This window comes from Micromonospora sp. NPDC085948 (genome assembly GCF_040686315.1).
Lineage (GTDB): Bacteria > Actinomycetota > Actinomycetes > Mycobacteriales > Micromonosporaceae > Micromonospora.
This window is the reverse complement of the sequence record NZ_JBFBJW010000006.1, coordinates 272,226-294,669: the sequence shown is the minus strand read 5'-3', so window position 1 is coordinate 294,669 and position 22,444 is coordinate 272,226. Positions and strand designations below refer to the sequence as shown.

Annotated in this window: 17 protein-coding genes and 5 tRNA genes; 12 read left to right on the top strand and 10 right to left on the bottom strand. The window is 74.2% G+C overall.

Annotated elements, in window-relative coordinates:
- On the top strand, window positions 1–3,171 hold the full coding sequence (locus tag AB0O48_RS18800; protein ID WP_365067061.1) for an FtsX-like permease family protein: 3,171 nt from the start codon (window positions 1–3) through the stop codon (window positions 3,169–3,171).
- On the top strand, window positions 3,168–5,921 hold the full coding sequence (locus tag AB0O48_RS18795; protein WP_365067059.1) for an ABC transporter permease: 2,754 nt from the start codon (window positions 3,168–3,170) through the stop codon (window positions 5,919–5,921). The genes AB0O48_RS18800 and AB0O48_RS18795 overlap by 4 nt, the downstream gene beginning before the upstream one ends.
- 152 nt (window positions 5,922–6,073) lie before the next feature.
- Here AB0O48_RS18795 and AB0O48_RS18790 read toward each other — a convergent pair.
- Both AB0O48_RS18790 and AB0O48_RS18785 read right to left on the bottom strand, forming a co-directional pair.
- Window positions 6,074–6,148, bottom strand: a tRNA-Val gene (locus tag AB0O48_RS18790).
- Between the two features lie 48 nt (window positions 6,149–6,196).
- A tRNA-Gly gene (locus AB0O48_RS18785) sits at window positions 6,197–6,269 on the bottom strand.
- A gap of 147 nt (window positions 6,270–6,416) precedes the next feature.
- On the opposite strand from AB0O48_RS18785, the gene AB0O48_RS18780 reads away from it, so the two are divergent.
- Window positions 6,417–6,659, top strand: coding sequence for a DUF6458 family protein (locus AB0O48_RS18780; RefSeq protein WP_357247876.1), 243 nt, complete (start codon window positions 6,417–6,419; stop codon window positions 6,657–6,659).
- Between the two features lie 157 nt (window positions 6,660–6,816).
- Window positions 6,817–7,551 (top strand): GNAT family N-acetyltransferase, encoded by a 735-nt coding sequence (locus AB0O48_RS18775; protein ID WP_365067055.1) that lies wholly within the window; start codon window positions 6,817–6,819, stop codon window positions 7,549–7,551.
- 32 nt (window positions 7,552–7,583) lie between these two features.
- Here AB0O48_RS18775 and AB0O48_RS18770 read toward each other — a convergent pair whose 3' ends face one another.
- The 4 genes from AB0O48_RS18770 to AB0O48_RS18755 form a co-directional block, all read right to left on the bottom strand.
- Window positions 7,584–8,474: a glycosyltransferase family A protein gene (locus AB0O48_RS18770; protein WP_365067052.1), complete on the bottom strand. Its 891-nt coding sequence runs from the start codon at window positions 8,472–8,474 to the stop codon at window positions 7,584–7,586.
- Between the two features lie 133 nt (window positions 8,475–8,607).
- Window positions 8,608–8,682: transfer RNA gene (locus AB0O48_RS18765), tRNA-Val, on the bottom strand.
- 13 nt (window positions 8,683–8,695) lie between these two features.
- Window positions 8,696–8,766 (bottom strand) — tRNA-Cys (locus tag AB0O48_RS18760).
- A gap of 34 nt (window positions 8,767–8,800) precedes the next feature.
- Window positions 8,801–8,873, bottom strand: a tRNA-Gly gene (locus AB0O48_RS18755).
- Between the two features lie 387 nt (window positions 8,874–9,260).
- Here AB0O48_RS18755 and AB0O48_RS18750 point away from each other — a divergent pair.
- The 3 genes from AB0O48_RS18750 to AB0O48_RS18740 all read left to right on the top strand — a co-directional run bounded on the left by AB0O48_RS18750 (window position 9,261) and on the right by AB0O48_RS18740 (window position 13,736).
- Window positions 9,261–9,863, top strand: a complete 603-nt coding sequence (locus AB0O48_RS18750) for a TetR/AcrR family transcriptional regulator (protein ID WP_357247867.1) — start codon at window positions 9,261–9,263, stop codon at window positions 9,861–9,863.
- 80 nt (window positions 9,864–9,943) lie between these two features.
- Window positions 9,944–10,525, top strand: coding sequence for a TIGR03086 family metal-binding protein (locus AB0O48_RS18745; RefSeq protein WP_365067049.1), 582 nt, complete (start codon window positions 9,944–9,946; stop codon window positions 10,523–10,525).
- Between the two features lie 280 nt (window positions 10,526–10,805).
- A complete protein-coding gene (locus AB0O48_RS18740; RefSeq protein WP_365067046.1) occupies window positions 10,806–13,736 on the top strand; it encodes a M36 family metallopeptidase in 2,931 nt (976 codons plus the stop codon).
- Window positions 13,737–13,782: 46 nt separating this feature from the next.
- Here AB0O48_RS18740 and AB0O48_RS18735 read toward each other — a convergent pair whose 3' ends face one another.
- A complete protein-coding gene (locus AB0O48_RS18735; RefSeq protein ID WP_365067043.1) occupies window positions 13,783–14,655 on the bottom strand; it encodes a hypothetical protein in 873 nt (290 codons plus the stop codon).
- Window positions 14,656–14,817: 162 nt separating this feature from the next.
- Between AB0O48_RS18735 and AB0O48_RS18730 the strand changes: the two genes are divergently transcribed.
- From AB0O48_RS18730 to AB0O48_RS18710, 5 genes are all read left to right on the top strand, one after another.
- Window positions 14,818–15,486, top strand: coding sequence for a 50S ribosomal protein L11 methyltransferase (locus tag AB0O48_RS18730; RefSeq protein ID WP_355029349.1), 669 nt, complete (start codon window positions 14,818–14,820; stop codon window positions 15,484–15,486).
- Window positions 15,487–15,552: 66 nt separating this feature from the next.
- Complete coding sequence (locus tag AB0O48_RS18725; RefSeq protein WP_365067269.1) at window positions 15,553–16,674, top strand: cytochrome P450; 1,122 nt, start codon at window positions 15,553–15,555, stop codon at window positions 16,672–16,674.
- 24 nt (window positions 16,675–16,698) lie between these two features.
- A complete protein-coding gene (locus tag AB0O48_RS18720) occupies window positions 16,699–17,559 on the top strand; it encodes a polysaccharide deacetylase family protein (protein WP_357570126.1) in 861 nt (286 codons plus the stop codon).
- Between the two features lie 69 nt (window positions 17,560–17,628).
- A complete protein-coding gene (locus tag AB0O48_RS18715; protein ID WP_357570127.1) occupies window positions 17,629–18,561 on the top strand; it encodes an ATP-binding cassette domain-containing protein in 933 nt (310 codons plus the stop codon).
- On the top strand, window positions 18,558–19,379 hold the full coding sequence (locus AB0O48_RS18710) for an ABC transporter permease subunit (protein WP_357247847.1): 822 nt from the start codon (window positions 18,558–18,560) through the stop codon (window positions 19,377–19,379). Before AB0O48_RS18715 ends, AB0O48_RS18710 begins: the two co-directional genes overlap by 4 nt.
- Window positions 19,380–19,409: 30 nt before the next feature.
- On the opposite strand, the gene AB0O48_RS18705 is transcribed toward AB0O48_RS18710, so the two are convergent.
- Genes AB0O48_RS18705 through bioD form a run of 3 tightly spaced genes read right to left on the bottom strand, consistent with a single transcriptional unit; the run spans window position 19,410 to window position 22,426 of the window.
- On the bottom strand, window positions 19,410–20,087 hold the full coding sequence (locus tag AB0O48_RS18705) for a response regulator transcription factor (RefSeq protein WP_357570129.1): 678 nt from the start codon (window positions 20,085–20,087) through the stop codon (window positions 19,410–19,412).
- On the bottom strand, window positions 20,087–21,646 hold the full coding sequence (locus AB0O48_RS18700; protein WP_365067035.1) for a histidine kinase: 1,560 nt from the start codon (window positions 21,644–21,646) through the stop codon (window positions 20,087–20,089). The genes AB0O48_RS18705 and AB0O48_RS18700 overlap by 1 nt, the downstream gene beginning before the upstream one ends.
- Before the next feature lie 54 nt (window positions 21,647–21,700).
- Window positions 21,701–22,426 carry a dethiobiotin synthase gene (gene bioD, locus AB0O48_RS18695; RefSeq protein ID WP_357247838.1) on the bottom strand — a complete coding sequence of 242 codons (726 nt, stop codon included), beginning with the start codon at window positions 22,424–22,426 and terminating at the stop codon, window positions 21,701–21,703.
- Window positions 22,427–22,444 lie beyond the last annotated feature (18 nt).

Sequence of the window (22,444 nt, the reverse complement as noted above, 5' to 3'; positions counted from 1 at the left end):
ATGATGAGGCTGGTCAGCCGGCGCGCCCGCGCGCAGTGGCCGTTGCTGGCAGCCCTCCTCGGGGTCGTCACGATCGGCGCGACCCTGCTGGGCACCTGCACCCTGCTGGTCACCCGCACCGCCGAGCGGGCGCTGGAGGTCGCCATGGCCCGCGCCGTCCCCGCCGCCGTCGACGTGACCGTCTACACCGGCACCGTCGAGGGCCCGCACACGTCGTCGGTCGCCGCCGACACCCGTACCGTGGTGGCCTCCACACTCGGGCCGTACCCGGTGACGACGACCGCGCGGGCGTCGACAGTGCTGCGGGCGCTGCCACCCACGCTCGCCGAGGGCACCAGCGTCGGAGCCCAGGCGTACCTGTCGGGGCTCGACGACCTGCCGGCCCGAGCCGAGCTGGTCACCGGCCGCTGGCCGAAGGACCCTGGCGACACGGTGCTGCTGGAGTCCACCGCCCGGCTGCTCGGCCTCGCCCCCGGCCGCCGGGTGCGCCTCGGCGCCGAACTGGCCCACGCGCCCGTCCCGGCCATCGACGTGCTCGTCGTCGGCGTGGTACGCCCGCTGCCGGAGCGCGGCTGGGACCGCGATCCGCTGTCCACCGAGGGCTACCGCACCGGCTACCGGGACGGCCGCTTCCTGCAACCGGTCAACGCCTACGGCCCGTTCCTCGTCGACCTCGACGACCTGCTCACCACCGGTGCCACCATCGACCGGATGGAGCTCACCGCCCATCCGGACCTGTCCCACCCCAACCGCCACGACCTGGAAACCGTGGCCGGGGCCGTCCGTGCTGCCGACAGCCGGCTGGCGGGCACCCTCGGCGACCGCGTCGAGCTCGCCCGTGTCTCCTCCGAACTGCCGCTGACCCTGCGGGCCGCCGACGACCAACGGCACGTCACCGCCGCCGTCGTGCTCGCCATCGCGGTCCTCGGCGGTGTCCTGGCCGCGGCGGCACTCGTCCTCGCCGGCCGGCTGACCACGGGCATCCGCGCCGAGGAGACCGCCCTACGGTCCGCCCTGGGTACCAGTCGTCGCCAGCTCGCCGCCACCGCGACACTCGAGGCCGGGCTCGTCGCCGCCGTCGCCGCCGCGCTCGCGATACCGGCCTCGTCGGCCCTGCACGCCGGCCTGACCCACCTGCCGCCGCTGGACGGCGCCGGCCTGACCGTCCGGCCGGCCATCGCCGGCGCCCAGGTCCTCGCGGTCACCGGCGGCGCGCTGGTGCTCGCCGCCGTCCTCACCATCCTGGCGATCCGGCCCGTCCCGGCGGCCGGCGACCAGCGCACCCGCCGCGAACTGCTGGCCCGATCCGGCGCCGACGTGATGCTCGCGGTGTTCGCCGCCGCCGGATGGTGGCAGCTGTACGCGCAGCCCACCGCCGCCAGCCCACGCGTCGACGCGGTCCGGGTGCTCGCACCCGCGCTGCTGCTCACCGCAGGCGCCGCCCTGGCCCTCCGGGTGGTCCTGCCCGCGCTTCGCGCCGCCGACCGGCTGGCGTACCGCGCCCGTGGGCTGGCCCTTCCGCTGGCCGTCGCGGAGGCCGCCCGCCGGCCACAGGCGGTCGCCGCCGGGCTGCTCGTCGGGCTGGCCTGCGCGGCCGGCACCTTCGGCCTCGCCTTCGACACGACGTGGCACCAGTCGCAGCGCGACCAGGCGGCGCTCTCCGTCGGCACCGACCTGGCACTCACCCTCAGCACGGCGCCGGCGGCCGGCGACGGCGCGGCCGTCAGCGCGGCCACCACGGGGGTGGTGAGTCCGGCCCTCAACCGTGGTGTCACCGTCGGTCAGTGGCTCGGCAGCGCCGGCATCCCGCCGCACCTGGTCGCCGTCGACACCACCCGCGCCGACGCGCTGCTGCGCGGACGGCTGGACAGCGACCGCGAATGGGCGGACGTGGGCACCACGCTGGCACCACGCACCCGGGTCGCCGGCCTCCCCGTCCCGACCGGCGCCCCGCTCGTCCTGAGCGGGACCGCCGCCGGCGACACTCCACTCACCGTGACGCCCCGGCTGCTGCTACAGGACGCCACCGGCCTCCGCACGTCCTGCGGCGGTCCCGCCCTACCCCTCGACGGCCAGGAGCTTCGGCTGCCCAACTGCGCGACGACTGACGGGCTGCGCCTCGTCGCGGTCGCCCTGCCGATCACCACCGACGCGGTCGGGGGACCCGTCGCCATAGCCGTCACGCTCACCATCCCGCGCACCGGATCGGCGGAGAGGCCCACCGACGGATCGGACTGGACCGCCACGTCCGCGCCGCCGATCCCCGGCAAGCTGACCGACCCGGCCGTCACGCTGTCCGCCACGCCGACGGGAACCGCGCTGCGGATGGCCGCGATCGTCAAACTCGACGGCGGCGCCGAGGACGCCGCCCGGACCCTCGTCGCCACCGCCTTCCCCGACCCCGGCCCGGTGCCCGTCGCCGTCTCCGCCGCCTTCGCCAGCGAGGTCGACGCCGACAGCGGCAGTCAGCTCAGCATCACGGTCGGCAGCACGCCCGTCCCGATCGTCATCACGGGGGTGGTGCCGACCGTACCGTCGGCCCCCGGCGCCGTCGCCGTCCTGGCCGACCTGGACACGCTGTCCCGCGCACGCGCCGTCCGAGGCGACCTGACGTTCCCGGTCGACGCCTGGTGGGTCGGCCACCCGGCCGGTCCCGACGCCGCCGAGCGGGCCGGCGCCCTGCACCTGGGCACCGTCGCGACCCGCGAGGCGGAGACCGCCCGCCTCACCGGCGGCCCGCTGCGCGTCGGGCTGCCGGCCGCGCTCCAGCTCACCGTCCCGGCCGCGGCCCTGCTGCTGCTCGCCGGCGTCGTCCTGCACGTGACCTGTGACCTCCATCTCCGCGCCGTCGAGGTGGCGCGGCTGCGCGGCCTGGGGATGTCCCGGCGCGGCATCCGGGCCGTCCTGCTCGGCCAGCACGCAGGCGTCCTGCTGCCCCTGCTCGCGGCCGGTGCGGGCCTCGGCGCGCTCGCCACCCGCTTCGTCGCTCCCCTGCTCGTGCGCTCCGACACCGGTGCCGCGCCCGTCCCGGCCGCCCAACCACAGTGGCCGTGGCCAGCCGAGGCCGCACTGCTCGCCGTCCTGCTGGCCGGATGCCTGCTGGCGGTCGCCGTCGTGGTCACCGTCCAGGTCCGCCGGGCCGACGCCGCGCACCTGCGGGTGGCGCCGTGAAGCGGTGGCTGACCCGCCGGTTGCCGGCGCCGCACTGGCCCAGCATCCGCGGCCGTGGCCGTACCGACGCCGGACCGCTGCTGCTCACCGCCGCCGTCATCGCGGCCGTCACGCTGCTCGCCGGGGCCGTGCCGACGCTGCTCCGCGCCGCCGCCGACGACGCCATCCAGGACGCGGTACGCCGCTCCGGCCAGGACTCGAACGTCCTCGTCCTCGCCCACTGGGAACCCGACGACGGGTCGGCCGGCGGACGGGTCCGGGTGCCCCGCCTCGCCGACGACGTCGACGGCTTCCGCACGCGGGCGACGTACGCGCTCGGACCCGAACTGGACGCCGCGCTGCTCCCGCCCGTCGTCGTCGTCAACGGCCCGGTCCTCAGCATCACCGACGGCAGCGCGCCGCGTACCTTCCAGTTCACCTACCTGGACGGCGAGTCGGGCGCCCCGGACGTCACCTGGATCGCCGGCACCGCGCCCGGCGCCGCCGTCACCGATGAGTACGTCGAGATCCCCTACGACGCCCCACCCTGGCCGGTGCAGGTCGGCCTCTCCGACGCCGACGCCGCCGCACTCGGCCTCGGCCCCGGCGATCGCATCCCGGTCAGCGACAACAAGGGCCGTGACCGGGACGTCCGGATCAGCGGTATCTACCGGCCCGCGGACAGCGCCGACCCCCTCTGGCGACTCGCCCCGGCGCTCCTGCGCCCCGTGCCCGGCGCCGACGGCGTGGGGACCACCCGGATCGGTGGCCTGCTGTCCCGTGCGTCGTTGCCGGACGCCCGGCTCGCCGTGGACGAGGACCAACTGCGGCGCACCGTCCACTTCGCCCCCGACCCCGCCGCGCTCACCTGGGACGCCACCGCGGCCCTCGCCCGGCAGGTGGTCAAGCTCAAGGCGACCTCCGGCTCGTCGGGCGACCGCGACAGGTCCCTGAAGTGGGAATCGCGGCTCGACACCACCCTGCGCGACGCCAGTGCCCGCAACAGCGTCGCCGCCGCACAGGCCGCCGTCCTGCTCGCCGGGGTACTGACCGCCACGGTGCTGGTGCTGCTGCTCGCCGCCGACCTGCTGGTGCGCCGCCGTACCCCGGCGCTGAGCGCCGCCCGTCAGCGTGGGGCGGCACTACCCGACCTCGGTACGGAACTGGTCGTCGAGTCCACAGTGCTGTCCCTGTCGGCCGCCGCCGTCGGGCTCGCGCTCGCCCGCGCGGCCGCTCCGGGCGTCTCCTGGACCTGGGCCGTTCCCCTGGTCCTGGCCGGCGCCGTCGCCGGGCCGGCGTTCGGCATCCTCGCCGCCGCCCGCGCCAGCCGCGACCGGCGCCAACCCGCCAACCGGGCCGCCCGGCGCTGGATCCAGGCCACCGGTCAGCTGCGCCGCGCCGCCGTGGAGGCCGCGGTCCTGATCGCCGCGGTCGCCGCCTTCGTGGCCCTGCACCAGCGCGGACTGCTGCCCGCCGGCCCCGACGGCGACACCGGTGGGCTGACCGGAGACCTGGTCCTGCCGATCAGCGCCCTGACGCTGGGCGCGCTCGTCGGCGCACTCGTCCTGCTCCGGCTGCTGCCCCTCGGGGCGCGGTTCGCGCTCCGACAGGCCCTGCGCTCGCGCCGCCCGCTGGCCGTGTTCGGTGCCGCCCAGGCGGCCACGACGGCCGGGCGCGCACTGCCGCTGCTGGTTGTGGTCAGCACCACGGCGCTCGCGTCGTTCGCGCTCATCCTCGGCCCCACCGTCACCCGGGGTCTGAGCGACGGCGCGTGGAGCACCGTCGGCGCCGACGCCCGGCTCAACGTCGACACCGACGCCGCGACCGCCACACCCGCACTCGCCGAACGCATCGCCGCCGCACCCGGGGTGGAGCAGGTCGTCGTCGCGCAGGTGACCGCCTCGGCGCCCGTCTTCACCGAATCGACACTGCTCACCCCACTCCTGGTCGTCGTGGACGCCAACGCGTTCCAGCGCCTGCTGGCCACCACCCCGCTGCCCGACGCGCCGGCGCTGGCCCGGCTCACGGCACCCGGCCCCGGCGACGTCCCCGCGCTGGTCCGATCGAGCGACGGCGGGCTGCGGACCGGCATGCGGCTGAAGCTCCCCCGGGACGACGCCCCGGCGATCCCCCTTGCCGCGGTCGGTACCGCTCCCTCCGTCGGCGGCACCAACGACGTCGTCATCGTGGACGCCACTGCCCTCGCCGCCGCCGGGCTGCCAACCGCTCCGAACACCGTCTGGGTGACCGGACCCGGCGCGGAGCGGGCCGTGTCGAACACCGGCGTCGCCTCCGAGGCCGTGCTGCGCGCGGACGTCCTGCGGGCGCAGCGGGTGGCTCCGCTGACCGCCGGGCTGCTACGGCTGGCGTGGACGGCCGCCGCGGTGCTGGTGGCGCTGGGGTTGCTCGGCCTCACGCTCGCCGCCGCAGCCGGTGCGTCGGCGCGGTGGCAGACCCTGACCCGGCTGCGGACCCTCGGCCTGCGACCGCGCGACGTCCGCTGGGCGGCCGCCGGAGAGTTGCTGCCGCCGGTCGTGGTCGCCGCGGTGTGCGGTCCGCTCCTCGGGGCCCTGCTCGCACGTCTGACGCTCGGCCCACTCGACCTGCGGCTGCTCACCGGCCAAACCGCCGACCCGGTGCCGGTCCTGCCGTGGTGGCTGCTGGGCCTGGTGGGCGTGACGCTGATCGCGACGGCCGCCACGGTCGTACCTGTCGAGTCGGCGCTGCGGCGACGCGACCGGCTGAGCGAGGTCCTCCGCGCCGGCGAGTAACCAAGCGGTGGCCGGACCGAGCGGGTGGCCGGACCGGGCGGTGGCGACGGCCAGGTGGCGCTCGGCCGAATCGCCTCGGACGCCGTCGAGCCGGGCAGGAACGGCGACCCCCGCGGTCCGGGTTGACGGACCACCTGATCTGCCGGTGTGGATGGTGGGCGATACTGGGTTTGAACCAGTGACCTCTTCCGTGTCAAGGAAGCGCGCTCCCACTGCGCCAATCGCCCGTGGTGACCGCCGGAACCGGCGGTCAGCCCCCGTCGGGGCGAATCACGAGCGGACGACGGGATTCGAACCCGCGACCCTCACCTTGGCAAGGTGATGCGCTACCAGCTGCGCTACGTCCGCACGTCCCCGACAACCGCCGGCGACAGGTGAACTCTACCCGATGCCAAGATCGCTTGGCACGGCACCCTGGACGGTGACGGTTGCGCTGGTCCGCGCCGGGGTACTGAGGGGCTCGACAGCACACCACATCCCCCTAAGGAGGCTGTCATGGGTATCGGCACCAGCATCTTTCTGATCGCGCTCGGCGCGATCCTCACCTTCGCGCTCGACGCCAGCGTCGGCGGCATCAACCTCGACGTGGTCGGCTGGATCCTGATGGGCGCCGGTGTCCTCGGCCTGATCATGACCGCGCTGATCCTGGGTCGCCGCCGTCAGGTGGTCACCACCACCGAGCAGCCGGTGGAGTACGCGCGGGTCGAGGAGCGTCGGGACATCGCCCCGCCCATGTGACCCGACCACACGTCGCCGCCGGCGCAGCCAGCGACCGCGCGATGCCGGACGTGCCGGCGGCCTCGAGGTGAGCAGCCGGCGTGCCGCCGGTCACACCCGTTGAATCAAGCCATTTCCGCAGGTGAAGCGCCGCGGAGGCCGCGCTAACATCCGGATCGTGGAGTCTCTCGACACGGTGCTGGCCGCGCACCGGGCGTACCTGCTCGGCTGGAACATCGGCGTGGCCGGAGGGCCGGACCTCCCGACGTACCGCAGCGAGGTGCCGCACGCGACCCTCAACGGCGTGCTGCGCGTGGCCGGACGTACACCGCGGGACGCGCTCGTCGAGGCCCGACAGCGCCTGCACGGCGTACCCCGGGTCTGGTGGGTCGGCCCGGACAGCGACGCCGGAACGGCCGACGGTCTGCTCTCCCTCGGCGCGGCCGAGATGGCCCGCCTGCCGATCATGACCGTGGCGATCGACGCGGCAGCCGAGGTCGCGACACCCGCCGGCCTGCGCATCACCGAGACCACCGACCTGGACACGTTCGTCCCGGCGTACGCCCGGGTGTCCGGGATTCCGGCGGGTGGGGTGGCCGCGACGATCGAGCGGGAGAAGGCGTTCACCGGCGACGGCACGGTGCTCCGACTGGCCGGTCGCCTGGACGACGGCCAGGTGGTCGGAACGGCCGTCGCCTGGCTCAGCCACGGACTGGTCACGCTCTACTTCGTGGGTACGCAGCCCGAGCACCGCCGCCGGGGCATCGGCGCCGCCCTGACCCGGGCAGCGCTCGACCTGGCCAGCGAGCGAGGCGCCCGCGCCGCCGCCCTCACCTCGTCGCCGATCGGCGAGCCGGTCTACCGCCGCCTCGGCTTCCGGCCGGTGGGCGAGTTCCGCATCCTCACCTTCTAGGAACCCAGCACGCCCGGCCGGGCCAGTCCGGGCTAGGGCGACGGCTCCGCCGCCATCGGGTTCTTCCGGGGCGGGGCGGCGGCGGTGTAGGCCGGGTGGGTTCGGTGCAGCGCCCGGAACGGCAGGTAGCAGAGCATGATCAGCCGGCTGGTCAGCCAGGCCCGCCAGTAACTGGCGCTACCTGCCCGCCCCGAGTGGCTGGCGTAGGAGGCGTCGATCATCCGCAGGTACGCCCAGAAGTCGGCCGGGTCGTTCCGGAAACGGCGCGCCGAGGTGCCGGCCCGGAGCCCGGGGGCGAAGACCACCCGGTGGCCGGCCCGCCGCAGGTGGATGCCGAGGTCGAGGTCCTCGTGGTAGCGGAGGTCGTCGCAGAGGTCGGGCCGGATGGCGTGCCAGGCCCGAGCCCGGACCGCCATGTTCGCGCCGAACAGCCAGTCGAGCCGCTGCCGGCTCGGCAGTGTCCACGCCCGGCGCAGCGTCCGGTCCACCGCGTTGAGGGCCGCCGGAAAGCGGATGTCGTAGTAGGTCACCGGACCCGTCACCGCCGCGACGGTGTCGTCCGCGAAGACTCGGCGGACCGCCTCCACCCAGTACGGCGGCAGCCTGGTGTCCGCGTCGATCCGCCCGATGACGTCGCCGGTGGCCGCCGTCAGGCCACGGTTGCGGGCGGCCAGTACGCCCAGCCGCGGTTCAGTGAGCAGCACGACCCGATCGGTGTAGTCGGCCAGCCGGGCCCGGGTCGCGTCCGTGGAGGCGTTGTCCACCACGATGATCTCGTCTGCCGGCGTCGTCTGCCGGAGAACCGCATCGAGGCACGGCCCGATGGTCTCCTCCTCGTTGTGCACCGGCACAACGATCGAGACCCTCGGTGCGCGGGCCGCACCCGCTTCGGCGCTGTCGGATGGTCCAGCCGCCCCGGTCATGGTCCGCCCCCGCCATTGCGAATCGATGGATCGTCGCGCTGGAAGCGTGCCATGCGAAGCCGCACCGGCGCTGTCCCGGAGGCTGAACAGCAGCGGCTCGTCACCGGATTCCGGTGACGAGCCGCTGATCTGCTGGTGGGCGATACTGGGTTTGAACCAGTGACCTCTTCCGTGTCAAGGAAGCGCGCTCCCACTGCGCCAATCGCCCGTGCTTGTTGCCGAGGTGGGGACGGGATTTGAACCCGCGTACACGGCTTTGCAGGCCGTTGCCTCGCCTCTCGGCCACCCCACCGAGGTTGCCCCCGTCATGCGTGGCGGCAGCTCCGAGCGGACGACGGGATTCGAACCCGCGACCCTCACCTTGGCAAGGTGATGCGCTACCAGCTGCGCTACGTCCGCACGCCCCCGGACGTTCCCGGGTGACGGATGAGAACTTTAGCCGAGCCGGTGAGAGACTGCCAACTCGGGGTCATCTCGGCGCGTCCCATCCCTGCCGGGTGGGGATCGGGACCACCACGGGCAGGCTTCCTAGGGGGCTGGCCTGGTGCCGGTGACCGCCACCGACCGTCACGCTCGGGCACGCACGGACGATGATGGCCATCGTTGCGCCGCACGTCGCCCACCAGGCACTTCGTGCATCATCCACGCGCGGCGGACCTCGGTGAACGCTCGCACAGGAACGACTGACCGCACCCCGAGGAAGTGTCCGGCTTCCGACTGTCGCATCGCGGATCCGGCCGTAGCGGTAACTGTTCGTGTTCAATCGGATGGGCTACGGTAACGGTCGTGACGAGACGTGCGGCCGAGATCCGCCTGGATGCCCTGCTGCGCACCGCCTGTGACGTGATCGTGGAGCGCGGTCTGGCCAACACCCGGACGGCCGACGTGGCACAGGCCGCCGGCGTGAGTCAGGCACTTGTGTTCTACCACTTCGCCACCAAGGATCGCTTGCTCGCGCAGGCCTTCGCGTACGCGGTCGAGCAGGATCTGGCCCGACTGGACACGGTGACCCGCTCCTCGGCTCCCCCGCTGACCAAGCTCCGCCGGATCCTCAAGCTCTACACGCCGGCCGGCCGGGCAACCTCCTGGTCCATGTGGATCGACGGCTGGTCCGAGTCGCTGCGTACCCCGGAGTTGGAGAAGGTGTCCCGCCGGCTCGACCTGCGCTGGCGACAGGACCTGGCTGCGGTGATCTCCGCCGGGGTGGCCGACGGCACCTTCCAGTGCGCCGACCCGGACGGGGCCGCCTGGCGGATCAGCGCGGTGATGGACGGCCTCGCCGTCCAACTCGCCGTACACGACCGGGTGATCTCCCGTCGGCAGTTCGGCGAGTGGGTCCGGCTGGTCACCGCCCGGGAGCTCGGCCTGGACCTCAGCGACCTGGACTGAGCCGGACAGCCGGCGCAATCGCCCCCACCAGGCCCGGCAAAACGGCTCGGCCCGCCCCGCCGACCGGAACAATCGGCAGCATGGATCTGCTGGAGGCGTACCGCCGGAGCCTGGCCGAATTCGTCGACCGGGTGGACCAGGTCGGGCCCGGCCAGTGGTCCGACCCGACACCCTGCTCCGACTGGGACGTACGCACGCTTGTCAACCACGTGGTGAGTGAGGACCGGTGGAGCGTCCCGCTGCTCGCCGGCCGGACCATCGACGAGGTCGGCGACCGACTCGACGGCGACCAACTCGGCGACGACCCGATCGCGGTGGCGCGGGAGGCAGCCGCGCAGGCCGAGATCGCCGCCACCCATCCGGGCACGCTCGACCGCGCCGTGCACCTGTCCGGTGGTGAGACCCCGGCCGCGGAATACCTTCAGCAACTCCTCGCCGAGCATCTCGTCCACGGCTGGGATGTGGCGGTGGCGATCGGCGCGCAGCCGCGGCTCGACCCGGATGCGGTGCACGTGGCCGCCCGGTGGTTCGCCGGCCAGATCGACGACTACCGCCGCGACAACCTGGTCCAGACCGGGGTGCGGGTCCCCGACGACGCCGACGAGCAGGACCACCTGCTGGCCGCCTTCGGCCGCAGCCCCGACTGGGCGCCGGGCGACTGACCGCCCCGAAAAGCCGACCGCCCGCCGAGCGTTGAAGCGTTGAGCGCCTGAGCGCGCGCGGCGCGTGACGCCGCGGGCGGCCCGCCAGAGGGTGCCAGCCGCCTGACGCGTTCTACCAGAGGCCGGCTTTCGTGAAGTCGAGCTATTTCGATCAGTTGGCCCGTCGGACCCCCCGGGACCTTGCCGCGATCTCGATCGACTGATATCCACAGATGCGCATGCGTCACCGCGCATCGACGGTCGGCGGCCGCCGGCCCTTCCGCTCCCACGAGGAGGTCCCGTGCCATTACCCGAATGGTCACCCCCGATGAGCCGGCGTCGACGCCGGCTCATCGCCGTCCTGGCGACGACGGCCACGGTCGCCGCGCTGCTCCCCACCGGCGTGAGCACCGCGGCCCCCACCGGCGGCGCGGCGACCGCCGAGCGCCGGTCCGGACCGTTCAGCGAGGGGCACGAGCCCGCCGACGCCGACAACCGCACCGGTACGGCGGCACCCGACGCCCGCCAGCGCGGCCTGGCCCGCGCCGCCGACCCCGACGTCCGGTGGAACCGACTCGGCACCCCGCAGGCCCTCGGCCCCGGCCGCGCACCGCTCGCCACCGGCCTGCCCGCCGACCCGGAAGCCGCCGCCCGCGCCTACCTGGGGGCCAACCGCGACCTGTTCGGCCTGGACCCCGCAGCGGTGGCCAGCATGGAACGGGTGCTGGTCCGGCCGATCGGCACCGGCGCCGTGGTCACCCTCCGGCAACGCTTCGGCGACCTGCCCGCCGGGCCGGACGGTCTCGTCACCCTCGCGGTCGCCAAGGGCACGGTGCTCTCGGTCAGCTCCTCGCTGGCCCGCCACACCGGTACGCCCGCGCCGGCCACCCGCACCGCCGAGCAGGCGTACGCCGCCGCGCTCGCCGACGCCGGGCTGACCGCCGCCGCGGTGGCCAGCCACACCATCCGGTCGGTGGCCGTACCCACGCCGCTGGACGGGCCACGGGCCGCCTACGAGGTGACCATGATCGGCGCGGACGCCGACGACCCGGTCGCGTTCACCAGCTACGTGGACGGTGGCACCGGGCAGGTCCTGGTCCGGGAGGACCTCGTCGACTTCGACTCCGACAACCCGAGCTGGGCGGTCTTCCCGGCCACCCCGCCCCGCGACCTCGGCCCCGGGCAGGACCCCCGGGTGCGCTGGTGCGGCGACCCAGCGCCCGGCTGCCAGGCCGCCTTCCGCGACCCGGCCACCGGCCAACCGTGGGACATCGACGCGGCCACCGGCACACCCACCTTCACCTCGCGCGGCAACTCGGCCAACACGGTGCTCTCCTGGGGTGCGGGCACCCCGATCGTCCCGGCCACCACCAGCCCGGAGCGCCGCTACGAGTACCCGTTCACCGACCAGTGGCACCAGGCGAAGTGCAACCCGGAGGTGTTCACCGCAGCCCAGCGCAACGACGCCGACGCGTCGATCGCCAACCTCTTCGCCATGCACAACCGGATGCACGACTGGTCGTACCAGTTGGGCTTCACCGAGTCGGCGTGGAACCTCCAGGCGGTCAACCTCACCCCGGCCGGGCTGGGCGGTGACGCCGAGCAGGGCCGCGCCCAGCAGGGCGCGCTGACCGGCAACCGGAACAACGCCAACCAGGGCACCGGGCGCGACGGGCAGCCGCCGACCACGAACATGTACCTGTGGCAGCCGCAGGCCGGTGGCCCGTACCCGCCGTGTGTGGACGGCGACTACGACATGACGGTGATCGGCCACGAGTACACCCACGCGATCACCAACCGGATGATCGCCGGCCCGGACAGCGGGATCGGCGGCCACCAGGGCGGCGCGATGGGCGAGTCGTGGGGCGACCTGCTCGCCGCCGAGTACCTCTTCCAGAACGGACTGCGCGCACCCGGGGAGACGCCCTTCGTCACCGGCGGCTACGTCACCGGCAACCTGGTCAGCGGCATCCGCAACTACGACCTCAGCCGAAGCCCGCTCAACTACTCCGACATCGGCTACAACACCGCCGGTCCCGCCGTGCACGCCGACGGGGAGATCTGGGGCGCCACCAACTTCCGGGTCCGCGCCGCGCTGGTCAAGCGGTACGGCCTCGGCACCGGCCAGCGGCAGCTCGACTGCGCACAGGGGAAGGTCGCCGCCGACAAGTGCCCCGGCAACCGGCGCTGGTCGCAGTTGGTCTTCGACTCGTTCCTGCTCCAGGCCGCCAGCCAGGTCAGCATGCTCGACATGCGCGACAACATGCTCACCGCCGACCTGCTTCGCTTCGGCGGCGCCAACCAGGACCTGATCTGGGCCGAGTTCGCCCGCTCCGGGATGGGCCGGGACGCCGCCACCAACGGCGCCGGCGACACCGACCCGACGCCGAGCTTCGCCTCGCCGGGCGGCGGCAACGCGACGCTCACCCTGCGCCCGCGCGGGGACAGCGCCGACGCGCCGATCCGGGTGTACGTCGGGGCGTACGAGGCACGGGCCACGCCGATCGCCGACACCGACCCGGCGACGCCGATCCCGGACACCGTGGAGATGGTGGCCGGCACGTACGACCTGCTCGCCGTGGCCCCCGGCTTCGGGCACCAGCGGCTCAGCGTGGTCGCCAAGGCCGACCAGGACGGGTTCGTGGACCTGCGGATGAGCCGCAACCTGGCGTCCACCGCGTCCGGGGCGACGATCACCGGCGACGGGGTCAACCTGGACCGGATCGCCGACGACACCGAGGCGACGAACTGGGCCTCCCTGGACGGGGTGGCCGGCCGGCAGCTCACCGTGGCGTTGCCCGGCGGCGCCCCGCAGACGGTCAAGCGGGTGAACGTCAGCGCGATGCTGCGCCCGGCGATCACCGGCGACGCCGACACCGGCAGTCAGAACGCGCTCAGCGCGCTGCGCTCGTTCGCGGTGTCCGCCTGCAACGCGACGACCACCGACTGCGCGGATCCGGCGCGCTGGCAGCGGATCTACACCAGCGCGGGCGACGCGTTCCCCGGCGGGGCGTACCGGTCGTACAGCCGGGACATCAACCTCCGCACGTTCACGGTGCCCAGCACGCTCGCCACCCACCTGCGACTGGAGGTGCTGGCGAGCCAGTGCACCGGCGGCCCCCGGTACGCGGGCGAGCAGGACGACGACCCGGTCACGACGACGGACTGCGCGACCGCCAGCCCGGCCCGGACGCAGGTCCGGATCGCCGAGTTCCAGGCGTTCTCGGGGTGACACCGTGGGGGTCGGCGGACCACCCGCCGGCCCCCACGTCCCTCGATCAGCGGCGGGCCGGCCGCCAGCGGTCGGCGGGGACCGGCCGTTCCCAGCGCCGGTCCACCGGCGGGTCCTCGGCCTCGTCGGCCGGGGCCCGGGTCAGGTGCCGCAGCCGCAGCAGCAGACCCATCCCGAGGAAGAGCAGCAACCCGCCGAGCAGGAACGCCGCGTGGACCACGCCGAACCCGCCGGACTGCGAGGCTGGGCGGCCGGCCGGTGGGGCCGCATCGGCCGGATAGTCGCCCGCCGGTTCCACCACGGACGTGTCGTCCTCCTCGGCCGGCGCGCTCGCCGGCTCGCTGGGCCGCGCCGGGGTGGCGCTCGGCGTCGGCGTACCGGTCGGGGTGGCGCCCGCGCCCCGCACCGAGCGGGTGGCCGTCTGCCGGGCCAGCAGGCGCGCGTTGGCGTCGTACGCCTCGGCGGCGAGGGTGACCCGCCCCTGGGTGACGTCCTCGGCGAAGGCCACCCGGTAGCGTGCCGTGACCGTGCGGCCCGGGCAGAGCGTGCCCGGGTCGAGCTGCCGGTCGGTCAGCCGGGCCACGTCACCCTCGGTCTGGATCTCCAGCGGGAAGTCGCCGGTCTCCTCCACCCGGTCCATCTTCACCTGGTCGAGTCGGATGCCCTGCACGCTGAGCACCATCGACCAGCGCACCTTGACGCATCCGCCGCGCCGGTCCGTCTGGGACACCACCGCGGAGATCGTCCGCACCTGATCCCCGGCGGTGAACCGGGCCGGCAGGCCGCTCAGCTCGGTGGCGAAGGCCGCCTGGGCCGGCGCGGCCAGGGTCAGCACCGCCCCCGTCACGCCGGCAACCAACGCCCCGACCCGCAGCGCGTACCGCCACACGATCACCACCACCTCGCCTCTTCTCGTCACTCCCGGGAAACGCTAGGAGGAAACGGGCGGGCCGGACAGAGGGGTGTCTTCGCAGCGGACGCCAAGGACGAGTGGTGATTTCACCGAGGGTGGTGAACCCCTCACCCGTACCGGTCCACCTCCCCGCGCCGCCCGCCATTGCCGGTGCGCGAGAATCGCCGGGTGTCCGAGCTCTCCAGCACGTTCGTCCGGCTGCACGCCCGGCTGGCCCCGGTCCCCTTCGTCCCCGAGGTGCGACTGCACCAGGCCGACGAGCCGATCGGGCTGTGGGAGCTGACCGAGGGCGAGTTCTCCACCGACCGGCCGCCGCCGTTCTGGGCGTTCGCCTGGGCCGGCGGGCAGGCCCTCGCCCGCTACGTGACCGACCACCCGGAGCTGGTCGCCGGCCGCCGGGTGCTCGACCTCGCCTCCGGCTCCGGCCTGGTGGCCATCGCCGCCGCCCGCGCCGGGGCGGCGGCGGTGCGAGCCGTCGAGGTGGACGAGTTGGCGGTGGCGGCCGTCGCGCTCAACGCCGAGGCCAACGGGGTACGCGTCGACGCCGAGTTCGGCGACATCCTCGACTCCGACGCCGGGGACGCCGAGGTGGTGCTCGCCGGTGACGTCTTCTACAGCGACGCGATGGCCCGGCGGGTGTTGCGCTTCCTGCTGCGCGCCGCGCGTGCCGGCGCACCGGCGCTGGTCGGTGACCCCGGCCGGGCGTTCCTGCCCCGCGACCGCTTCGACGAGTTGGCCGCCTACGACGTGCCGGTGCCGGAGGCGCTGGAGAGCGTACGGGTGAAGCGCACCACCGTCTGGCAGTTGCGCGCCGGGCTGCCGGGGGCCGCCCGCTAGCGTGTCGACGTGCTGTTCTCCAGCTGGGGGTCCGCGGTCCAGGCACCCTGGCCGGACGTCGCCGAGGTGAGCGACCACGTCGGCGTACGCCACCTGGTCGTCACCCGGCACGCGCTGGTCCGTCAGGTGCTCGCCGACCCGGTCACCTACCGGCCGGACAACGCGCTGGACGCGGTGACACCGATGCCGGTGACCGCGTTGCGGGTGCTCGCCGGGCACCGGTTCCGGCTGCCCCCGACGCTTGCCAACAACTCGGGTGCCAGCCATCCGGAGATCCGGGCGATCGTCGCGGCGGCGTTGCACCCCGAGCTGGTCGGCGCGCAGCGGCCCTGGCTCACCGCGCTGGTCCGGGACCGGGTCGCCCGGCTCGGCACCCGGCTCGACACCGGCGCGCCTGTCGACCTGTACGCGGACCTCGCCGCCGACCTGCCGCTGCTGACGCTGGCCCGACTGGTCGAGCTGCCGGACGCGCCCGTCGGCGCGGTCAAGGAGTTCGCCCGCGCCGCGCTGGAGTTGTTCTGGGCGCCGCTGGACACCGACCGGCAGCTGGCACTCGCCGCCGAGGTGGGCCGGTTCCACCGCGTACTGCGGGACTTCGCGGCCACCGGCGGCGGGTTGGCCGGCGAGCTGCGCGCGGCCGGGCACCCGCCGGACGTGGTGGTCGGCGCGCTCTTCTTCCTGCTGGTCGCCGGGCAGGAGACCACCTCGCAGTTCCTCACCCTGCTGCTGCACCGGCTGGCCGGCGAGCCCGCGGTGCGGGCCGGCCTACGCACCGGCGACGTCGCGGTGGCCGACGTGGTGGAGGAGGGGCTGCGGCTGGAGCCGCCGATCGTCACCTGGCGGCGGGTGGCGGCGACGGACAGCACACTCGGCGGTACGGCGGTCCCGGCGGGCAGCAGCCTCGTGCTCTGGCTGGCTCGCGCCGGCCGCGACCCGGCGGTGGTCGAGACGCCCGACGAGTTCCGGCCGGGCCAGCGTGGGTCCCGTCGCCACCTGTCGTTCGGTGCGGGCGCCCACCGCTGCGTCGGTGACGTGCTGGCCCGGATGGAGGCGGCCGTGGTGGTTGCCGAGGCAGCACCGCTGCTGGACGGGGTGACGGTGGTCCGTCCGCCCTGGTGCCCGGACAATCTCACCTTTCGGATGCCGGACGCCTTCGTCATCCGGGGCACCGGCCTGATGAGATCCTGATCTCGCTTCGGTAGGTTTCCGGGCGTGTCAGCGACCCCCGCACGTCGGATCCTCGCCGTCGTACCAGTTCTGGCCCTGCTGGCGCTGAGCGCCTGCACAGCCGGCGGCACGATCCACGCACGGCAGATCACCACGGGCCAGCCGGCCCGGTCCGCCTCGCCTGCCCCGCCGTCGACCTCGCCGTCCCCGACCGTGAAGCCCACACCGGGGAGTCTGGACTGGTACGTGTCCCAGGTGCCGACCTTCCCCGAGGCCCCGCCACCGCAACCGGTGCCGCTGCCCGCGACCGGCGCGGCCCAGTTCTGGCACCGACTGCCGACCGACCAGAAGGTCGCCTTCATCACCATCGACGACGGTGGGCTGGCCCGCCCGCCCGCGGTGCCCGACTTCATCGAGCGGGCGCACATCCCGGTCACGATGTTCCTCAACTCGCCGGCGGCGCGGGAGCACACCGACTACTTCCGGCGGATCGTGGCGGCGGGCGGGGTCGTCGAGAACCACACCATCACGCACACCTCGCTGTCCGGCCGGTCGTACGACTACCAGAAGCGGGAGATCTGCGGGGCGGCGGACACGCTGGAGACGCTCTTCGGCACACGCGCGACCCTGTTCCGCCCGCCCTTCGGCAACCACGACGCCACCACGTTGCGGGCCGCGCACGACTGCGGCGCGAAGGCGGTCTTCCACTGGACCGAGACCGTGCACGAGGGGAAGGTGCGCTACCAGACCCCGGAGAAGGTGGTGCGGCCCGGCGACGTGCTGCTGATGCACTTCCGGCCGGCGCTGATGGACGACCTGCTCGCGGCGCTCAAGGCGATCCACCGGGCTGGGCTCACGCCGGCGCTGCTGGAGGACTACGTGCTGACCGAGGCGCCGACGACCTGACGAAAGTCAGGGTCGGCTGCTGCCGTTCGGGCGCGGCGCGGCAGCGGGCCGCACGCCTAGCGTCAGCGCATGATCACATTACGTGGGTTGACGAAACGGTTCGGGGCGACCGTCGCGGTCGACTCGTTGACCGTCGACGTCGCGCCCGGCCGGGTCACCGGCTTTCTCGGCCCCAACGGCGCCGGCAAGTCCACCACCATGCGGATGATCCTCGGGCTGGACCGTCCCACCGCCGGACAGGCCCTGGTCGGTGGACGCGCGTACCGGGAGCTGCGCCGACCGCTGCACGAGGTGGGCGCGCTGCTCGACGCCCGCGCCATCCACCCGGCCCGCTCCGGCCGGGCACACCTGCTCGCCATGGCCCGCAGCAACGGCATCCCCGCCCGCCGGGTCGACGAGGTGCTGGACACCGTCGGGCTGGACGCGCGGGCCGCCGGCAAACCGGGTCGGACCCTCTCCCTCGGCATGGGCCAACGGCTCGGCATCGCCGGCGCGCTGCTCGGTGACCCGCCGGTGCTGATGTTCGACGAACCGGTGAACGGCCTCGACCCGGACGGGGTGCGCTGGGTACGACACCTGACGCGCTCGTTGGCCGACCAGGGTCGGACCGTCTTCGTCTCCAGCCACCTGATGAGCGAGATGCAGCTCACCGCCGACCAACTCGTGGTGATCGGGCGGGGCCGGCTGCTCGCCGACGCGCCGATCGGCGAGGTAATCGCCGGCAGCACGGTCGCCGTCCGGGTGCGCAGCCCGCACCCGGACGGACTGGCCGCCCTGGCCACGCGCCTCACGGCCGCCGGGGCGAGCGTGGTGGCGGCCGACCGCACCGAGCTGACCGTCACCGGCACCACCGCGGACCGGGTCGGTGACCTGGCGCACGAACTGGGGGTACGACTGCACGAGCTGACCGCGCAGGCCGCGACCCTGGAGCAGGCGTTCATGGAACTGACCGCCGACAGCGTCGAGTACGCCGGCGGCCCGACCGAGGGTGGGCAACGATGAGCGCACGGACCGACACGGGCACCCGCCCCGCCAGCACGCCGACCACCGGTGCGCCGGCCACCCTCCGGGGGGCGGTGGCCGCCGAGTGGACCAAGCTCTCCTCGGTCCGCAGCACCTGGTGGACGGCGCTGGCCGGGCTGCTGGTGATGGCCGCGAGCGCCGGCCAACTCGCCATCTACGCCGCGAACGCCAACACCAACGACGACCCGACCGACGACCGGGGGATCGTCACCGTCGGCAGCGTGCTGATCGACTCGGTCGAGCTGACCCAGTACGTGGTACTGGCGCTGGGCCTGCTCGCGATCACCGCCGAGTTCACCAGCGGCACCATCCGGACCACGCTCCAGTGCACCCCGTCGCGCGGCCGGGTGCTGCTGGCCAAGGCCGTGGTCACCGGGGCGGTCACCTTCGCGCTCGGGTTGCTGCTCGGCGGCGTCGGCACCCTGGTGGCCCGGCCGGTGCTCGGCGAGTGGGGCAGCGCCCCGGCCGCCGAGACGATCGGCGACATCGTGGCGGTGGCGGTCTACCTGGCGCTGATCAGCGTGCTCGCGCTGGGCCTCGGCGCCGCACTGCGCAGCGCGGTGCTCACGATCGTCGTGCTCCTCGCCACCCTGATGATCGTGCCGCTGTCGCTTCAGGAGCCGGACATCGAGGTGTTGAACCGGATCGCCGACGTGTTCCCCGGCGTGGCCGGCGGGCACTTCCTGGCCGGCGACACCGAGCCGTACCCGAGCCTGGTCGGGCTGCTCCTGCTCGCCGGCTGGGCCGGTGCCGCACTGCTGCTGGGCCGGGTCGCGCTGCGCCGCCGCGACGCCTGACGACCTGAGCGGGGGCTTCCCGGCCCCCGCTCAGCCGTCGACCAGCCCCGCCTCGTACGCGAGGATCGCCGCCTGCACCCGGTTACGCACGTCCAGCCGGGTGAAGATGCTGGTCAGATAACTCTTCACGGTGCCCTCCACCAGGTGCAGCCGGCGGGCGATCTCGGCGTTGGACAGCCCCGCCCCGACCAGGGCCAGCACCTCCCGTTCCCGCTCGGTCAACCCGGCCGTACGGTCCCGCGCGGCGGGCCGGCGGGCCAACCGGCCGGCACCCAGCTCGATCACCCGGCGGGCCACCCGCGGCGACAGGTACGCGCCGCCCTCGGCGACGGCGTGCACACCCGCGATCAGCTCCCGCGGGTCACCGGCCTTGAGCAGGAAACCGTTGGCGCCGTGCCCGAGCGCGCGGGCCACGTGGTCGTCCTCACCGAATGTGGTCAACATGATCGTCGCGGTCTCCGGCACGAGCCGGCGGATCTCGGCGGCGGCGGCCAACCCGTCCAGCCGCGGCATCCGGATGTCCAGCAGCGCGACCCGAGGTCGGTGCGCGCGGACCAGCTCCACCGCGGCGCGCCCGTCACCGGCCTCGGCGACCACCTCGATAGCGGGGTCGGTGGCGAGGATGGCCCGGACACCGGCCCGGATCATCGCCTCGTCGTCGGCCAGCACCACCCGCACCGGCGCTGCCCCGGCCCTGTCGGCGTCCACTACGCGATCCACTCCTTGCTGGCCAACCGGCCGTCGGTGAAGCAGAGCCGCCACGTCGGCTCGGCGAGGGGAAAGTTGCCGTCGGTGTAGTACTCGCAGCCGGCCCGGTCGACGCCGACGGGGTTCTCCACCTGCCGTCGGGGCAGACCCTCCAGCTCCGAGCGGGCCGTGCCGACGCGCATCTGGTCGAAGGTGGCCCGGTCCAGCACCGTCCCGGCGGTCGCCACCGGGTAGTAGACGAGCGAGAGCACCAGGGCGAAACCGGCAGGTGCCAGGAGCGCCACCAGCAGACTGCGCCGGACGCGCCGGCGGGCGTCGTGCAGCCGCCGCTCCGCGTCCACCGGCCGCTCCACCGGGCCGGGCCAGCCGCCGGACGGTCCAGCAAGATCGCTCTCGATCGCCTCCACCGGTGGCGCGGTCGCCGGCAACGCCGCCACCACGGCGAACCCTCCGTCGGCGCGGGGACCGGCGTCGAGCGTCCCGCCGGCGAGGCGGACCCGCTCGGCGAGGGCGAGCAACCCGGAGCCCTGCGACGGCGGGGCGGGCAGCGGCTCACCCGACGGAGCACCGTTGACCACGCTCACCTCGACCCGTTCACCGTCGCGGATGAGACGAACGTCGACCGGGGCGCCCGGCGCGTACCGGGCGGCGTTGGTCAGCGCCTCACGGACCACCCGGTGGGCCGCGTGGCCGGTCATCGCCGGCAGCTCCGCGACCGCCGAGGCGGCCTCCAGCCGTACCGCCAGGCCGGCCTCCCGGGCATTGTCCACCAGGTCGGCGACGGTCTCCCCACTCGGACGCACCGACGCGCCACCCTCCTCGCGGAGCACCCCGATGATCTCGTGCAGTCGCTCGGTGGCGGCGGAGACGCTGGCCCGCAACTCCCCCGCCGCGGCCCGATGCCGCCCGTCGAGGTCGGCGGCGACCTCCAGGGCGGCGGCACGCAACGCGATCAGGCTGAGGTCGTGCCCCAACGAGTCGTGCATCTCCCCGGCGATCCGGGCCCGTTCCCGAAGCCGGATGCGCTCGGCGGCACCGCGCTCCTCGCGGATCAGCGCCTCCACGTGACGATGACCGGCGGCGGCCAACTCCTGCTGCTGACGCCGGTACCGGCCCACCAACCAGGGGAACACCGCGGCGAAGAGCAACACCGAGGCCAGCAGGAACCAGGTGGCCTCGCCGGTGCCGAGCAGACCCAGGTTGAGCGCCGTACCGCCGGCCGCGATCAACACGAAGACCCCGGCCACCGGGCGCGCGGAGACGCTGCGCCGCCCGGTGAGATAGCTGAAGACCGGAACGGCGAAGACGAAATTGCCATCGACGACCGACCCGAGCACCACCAGCACCAGGGCGACCAACGGTCGGCGTCGACTCTCCACCACCGCCGCGCCGAGCAGCAGCAACTTGCCGACCAGCAGCGGCAGCGCGTACCGCGGGTAGGGCGGGCTCACCCCGGCGTAGCCGACCGGGGCCGCGACCACCGCCCAGAGCAACGCGTCCACCAGCAGGCGACGCCGCCGATCCAGCGGACCTGGCAGCGAGAAGTCGAGGATCCGCACGGCGGCCAGGCTACCCACGCCCGACCTGCGCGGACACCGACGAAAGTCAGGTCCTCAGCCGCTCTCCTCGGCCCAGACCCGCCAGTCGTCGAGCACACCGTGCAGGGCCGGCGTGAGCCAACCCGGCGCGGAACGCCGGAACACCCCCGGGTCCATCGCCCCGGCGCCGTCGGGCAACGCGCCGAGCAGATTCGGCACCAGGTCGGTGAGGTTCGTCCAGTGCACCAACTCCGGCCGGCTCGGCCAGGCCCCGATCACCACACCGGCCGGCACCGCCCGCCGATCGAGCGCCTCCAGGGTCAACGCGGTGTGGTTGAGCGTGCCCAACCCGGCGCGCGCCACCACCACGGCCGGCGCGCCGAGCGACACCGCCAGATCGGCCATCGTCCACAGCTCCCCCGACGGACGCAACCCCATCGGCACCAGCAACCCACCCGCACCCTCGATCAACACCAGGTCGTGTTTGTCCGCCTCCGCACGGACGGCGTCCACCGCCTCGTACAACTCCAACGGCGGCAGGTCCGCCACCCGGGCGGCCGCCAACGGGGCGAGCGGATCCGGATAACTGGCCAGGGTGCGGCCGGTCAGCGGGGCGGCCAGCCGGTTCACCACGTCCACGTCGCCTGGTTCACCGCCCGCCGTACCCGTCTGGCCCGGTTTGACCACCGCCACCCGCAGCCCGGCGGCCTGCGCCGCGGCCGCGATCGCCGCGGTCGCCACCGTCTTGCCGACCTCGGTGTCGGTCCCGGTCACCAGAACCGGCCCCTCCCACCCACTCACGGGGCTACCTCTGCTCGC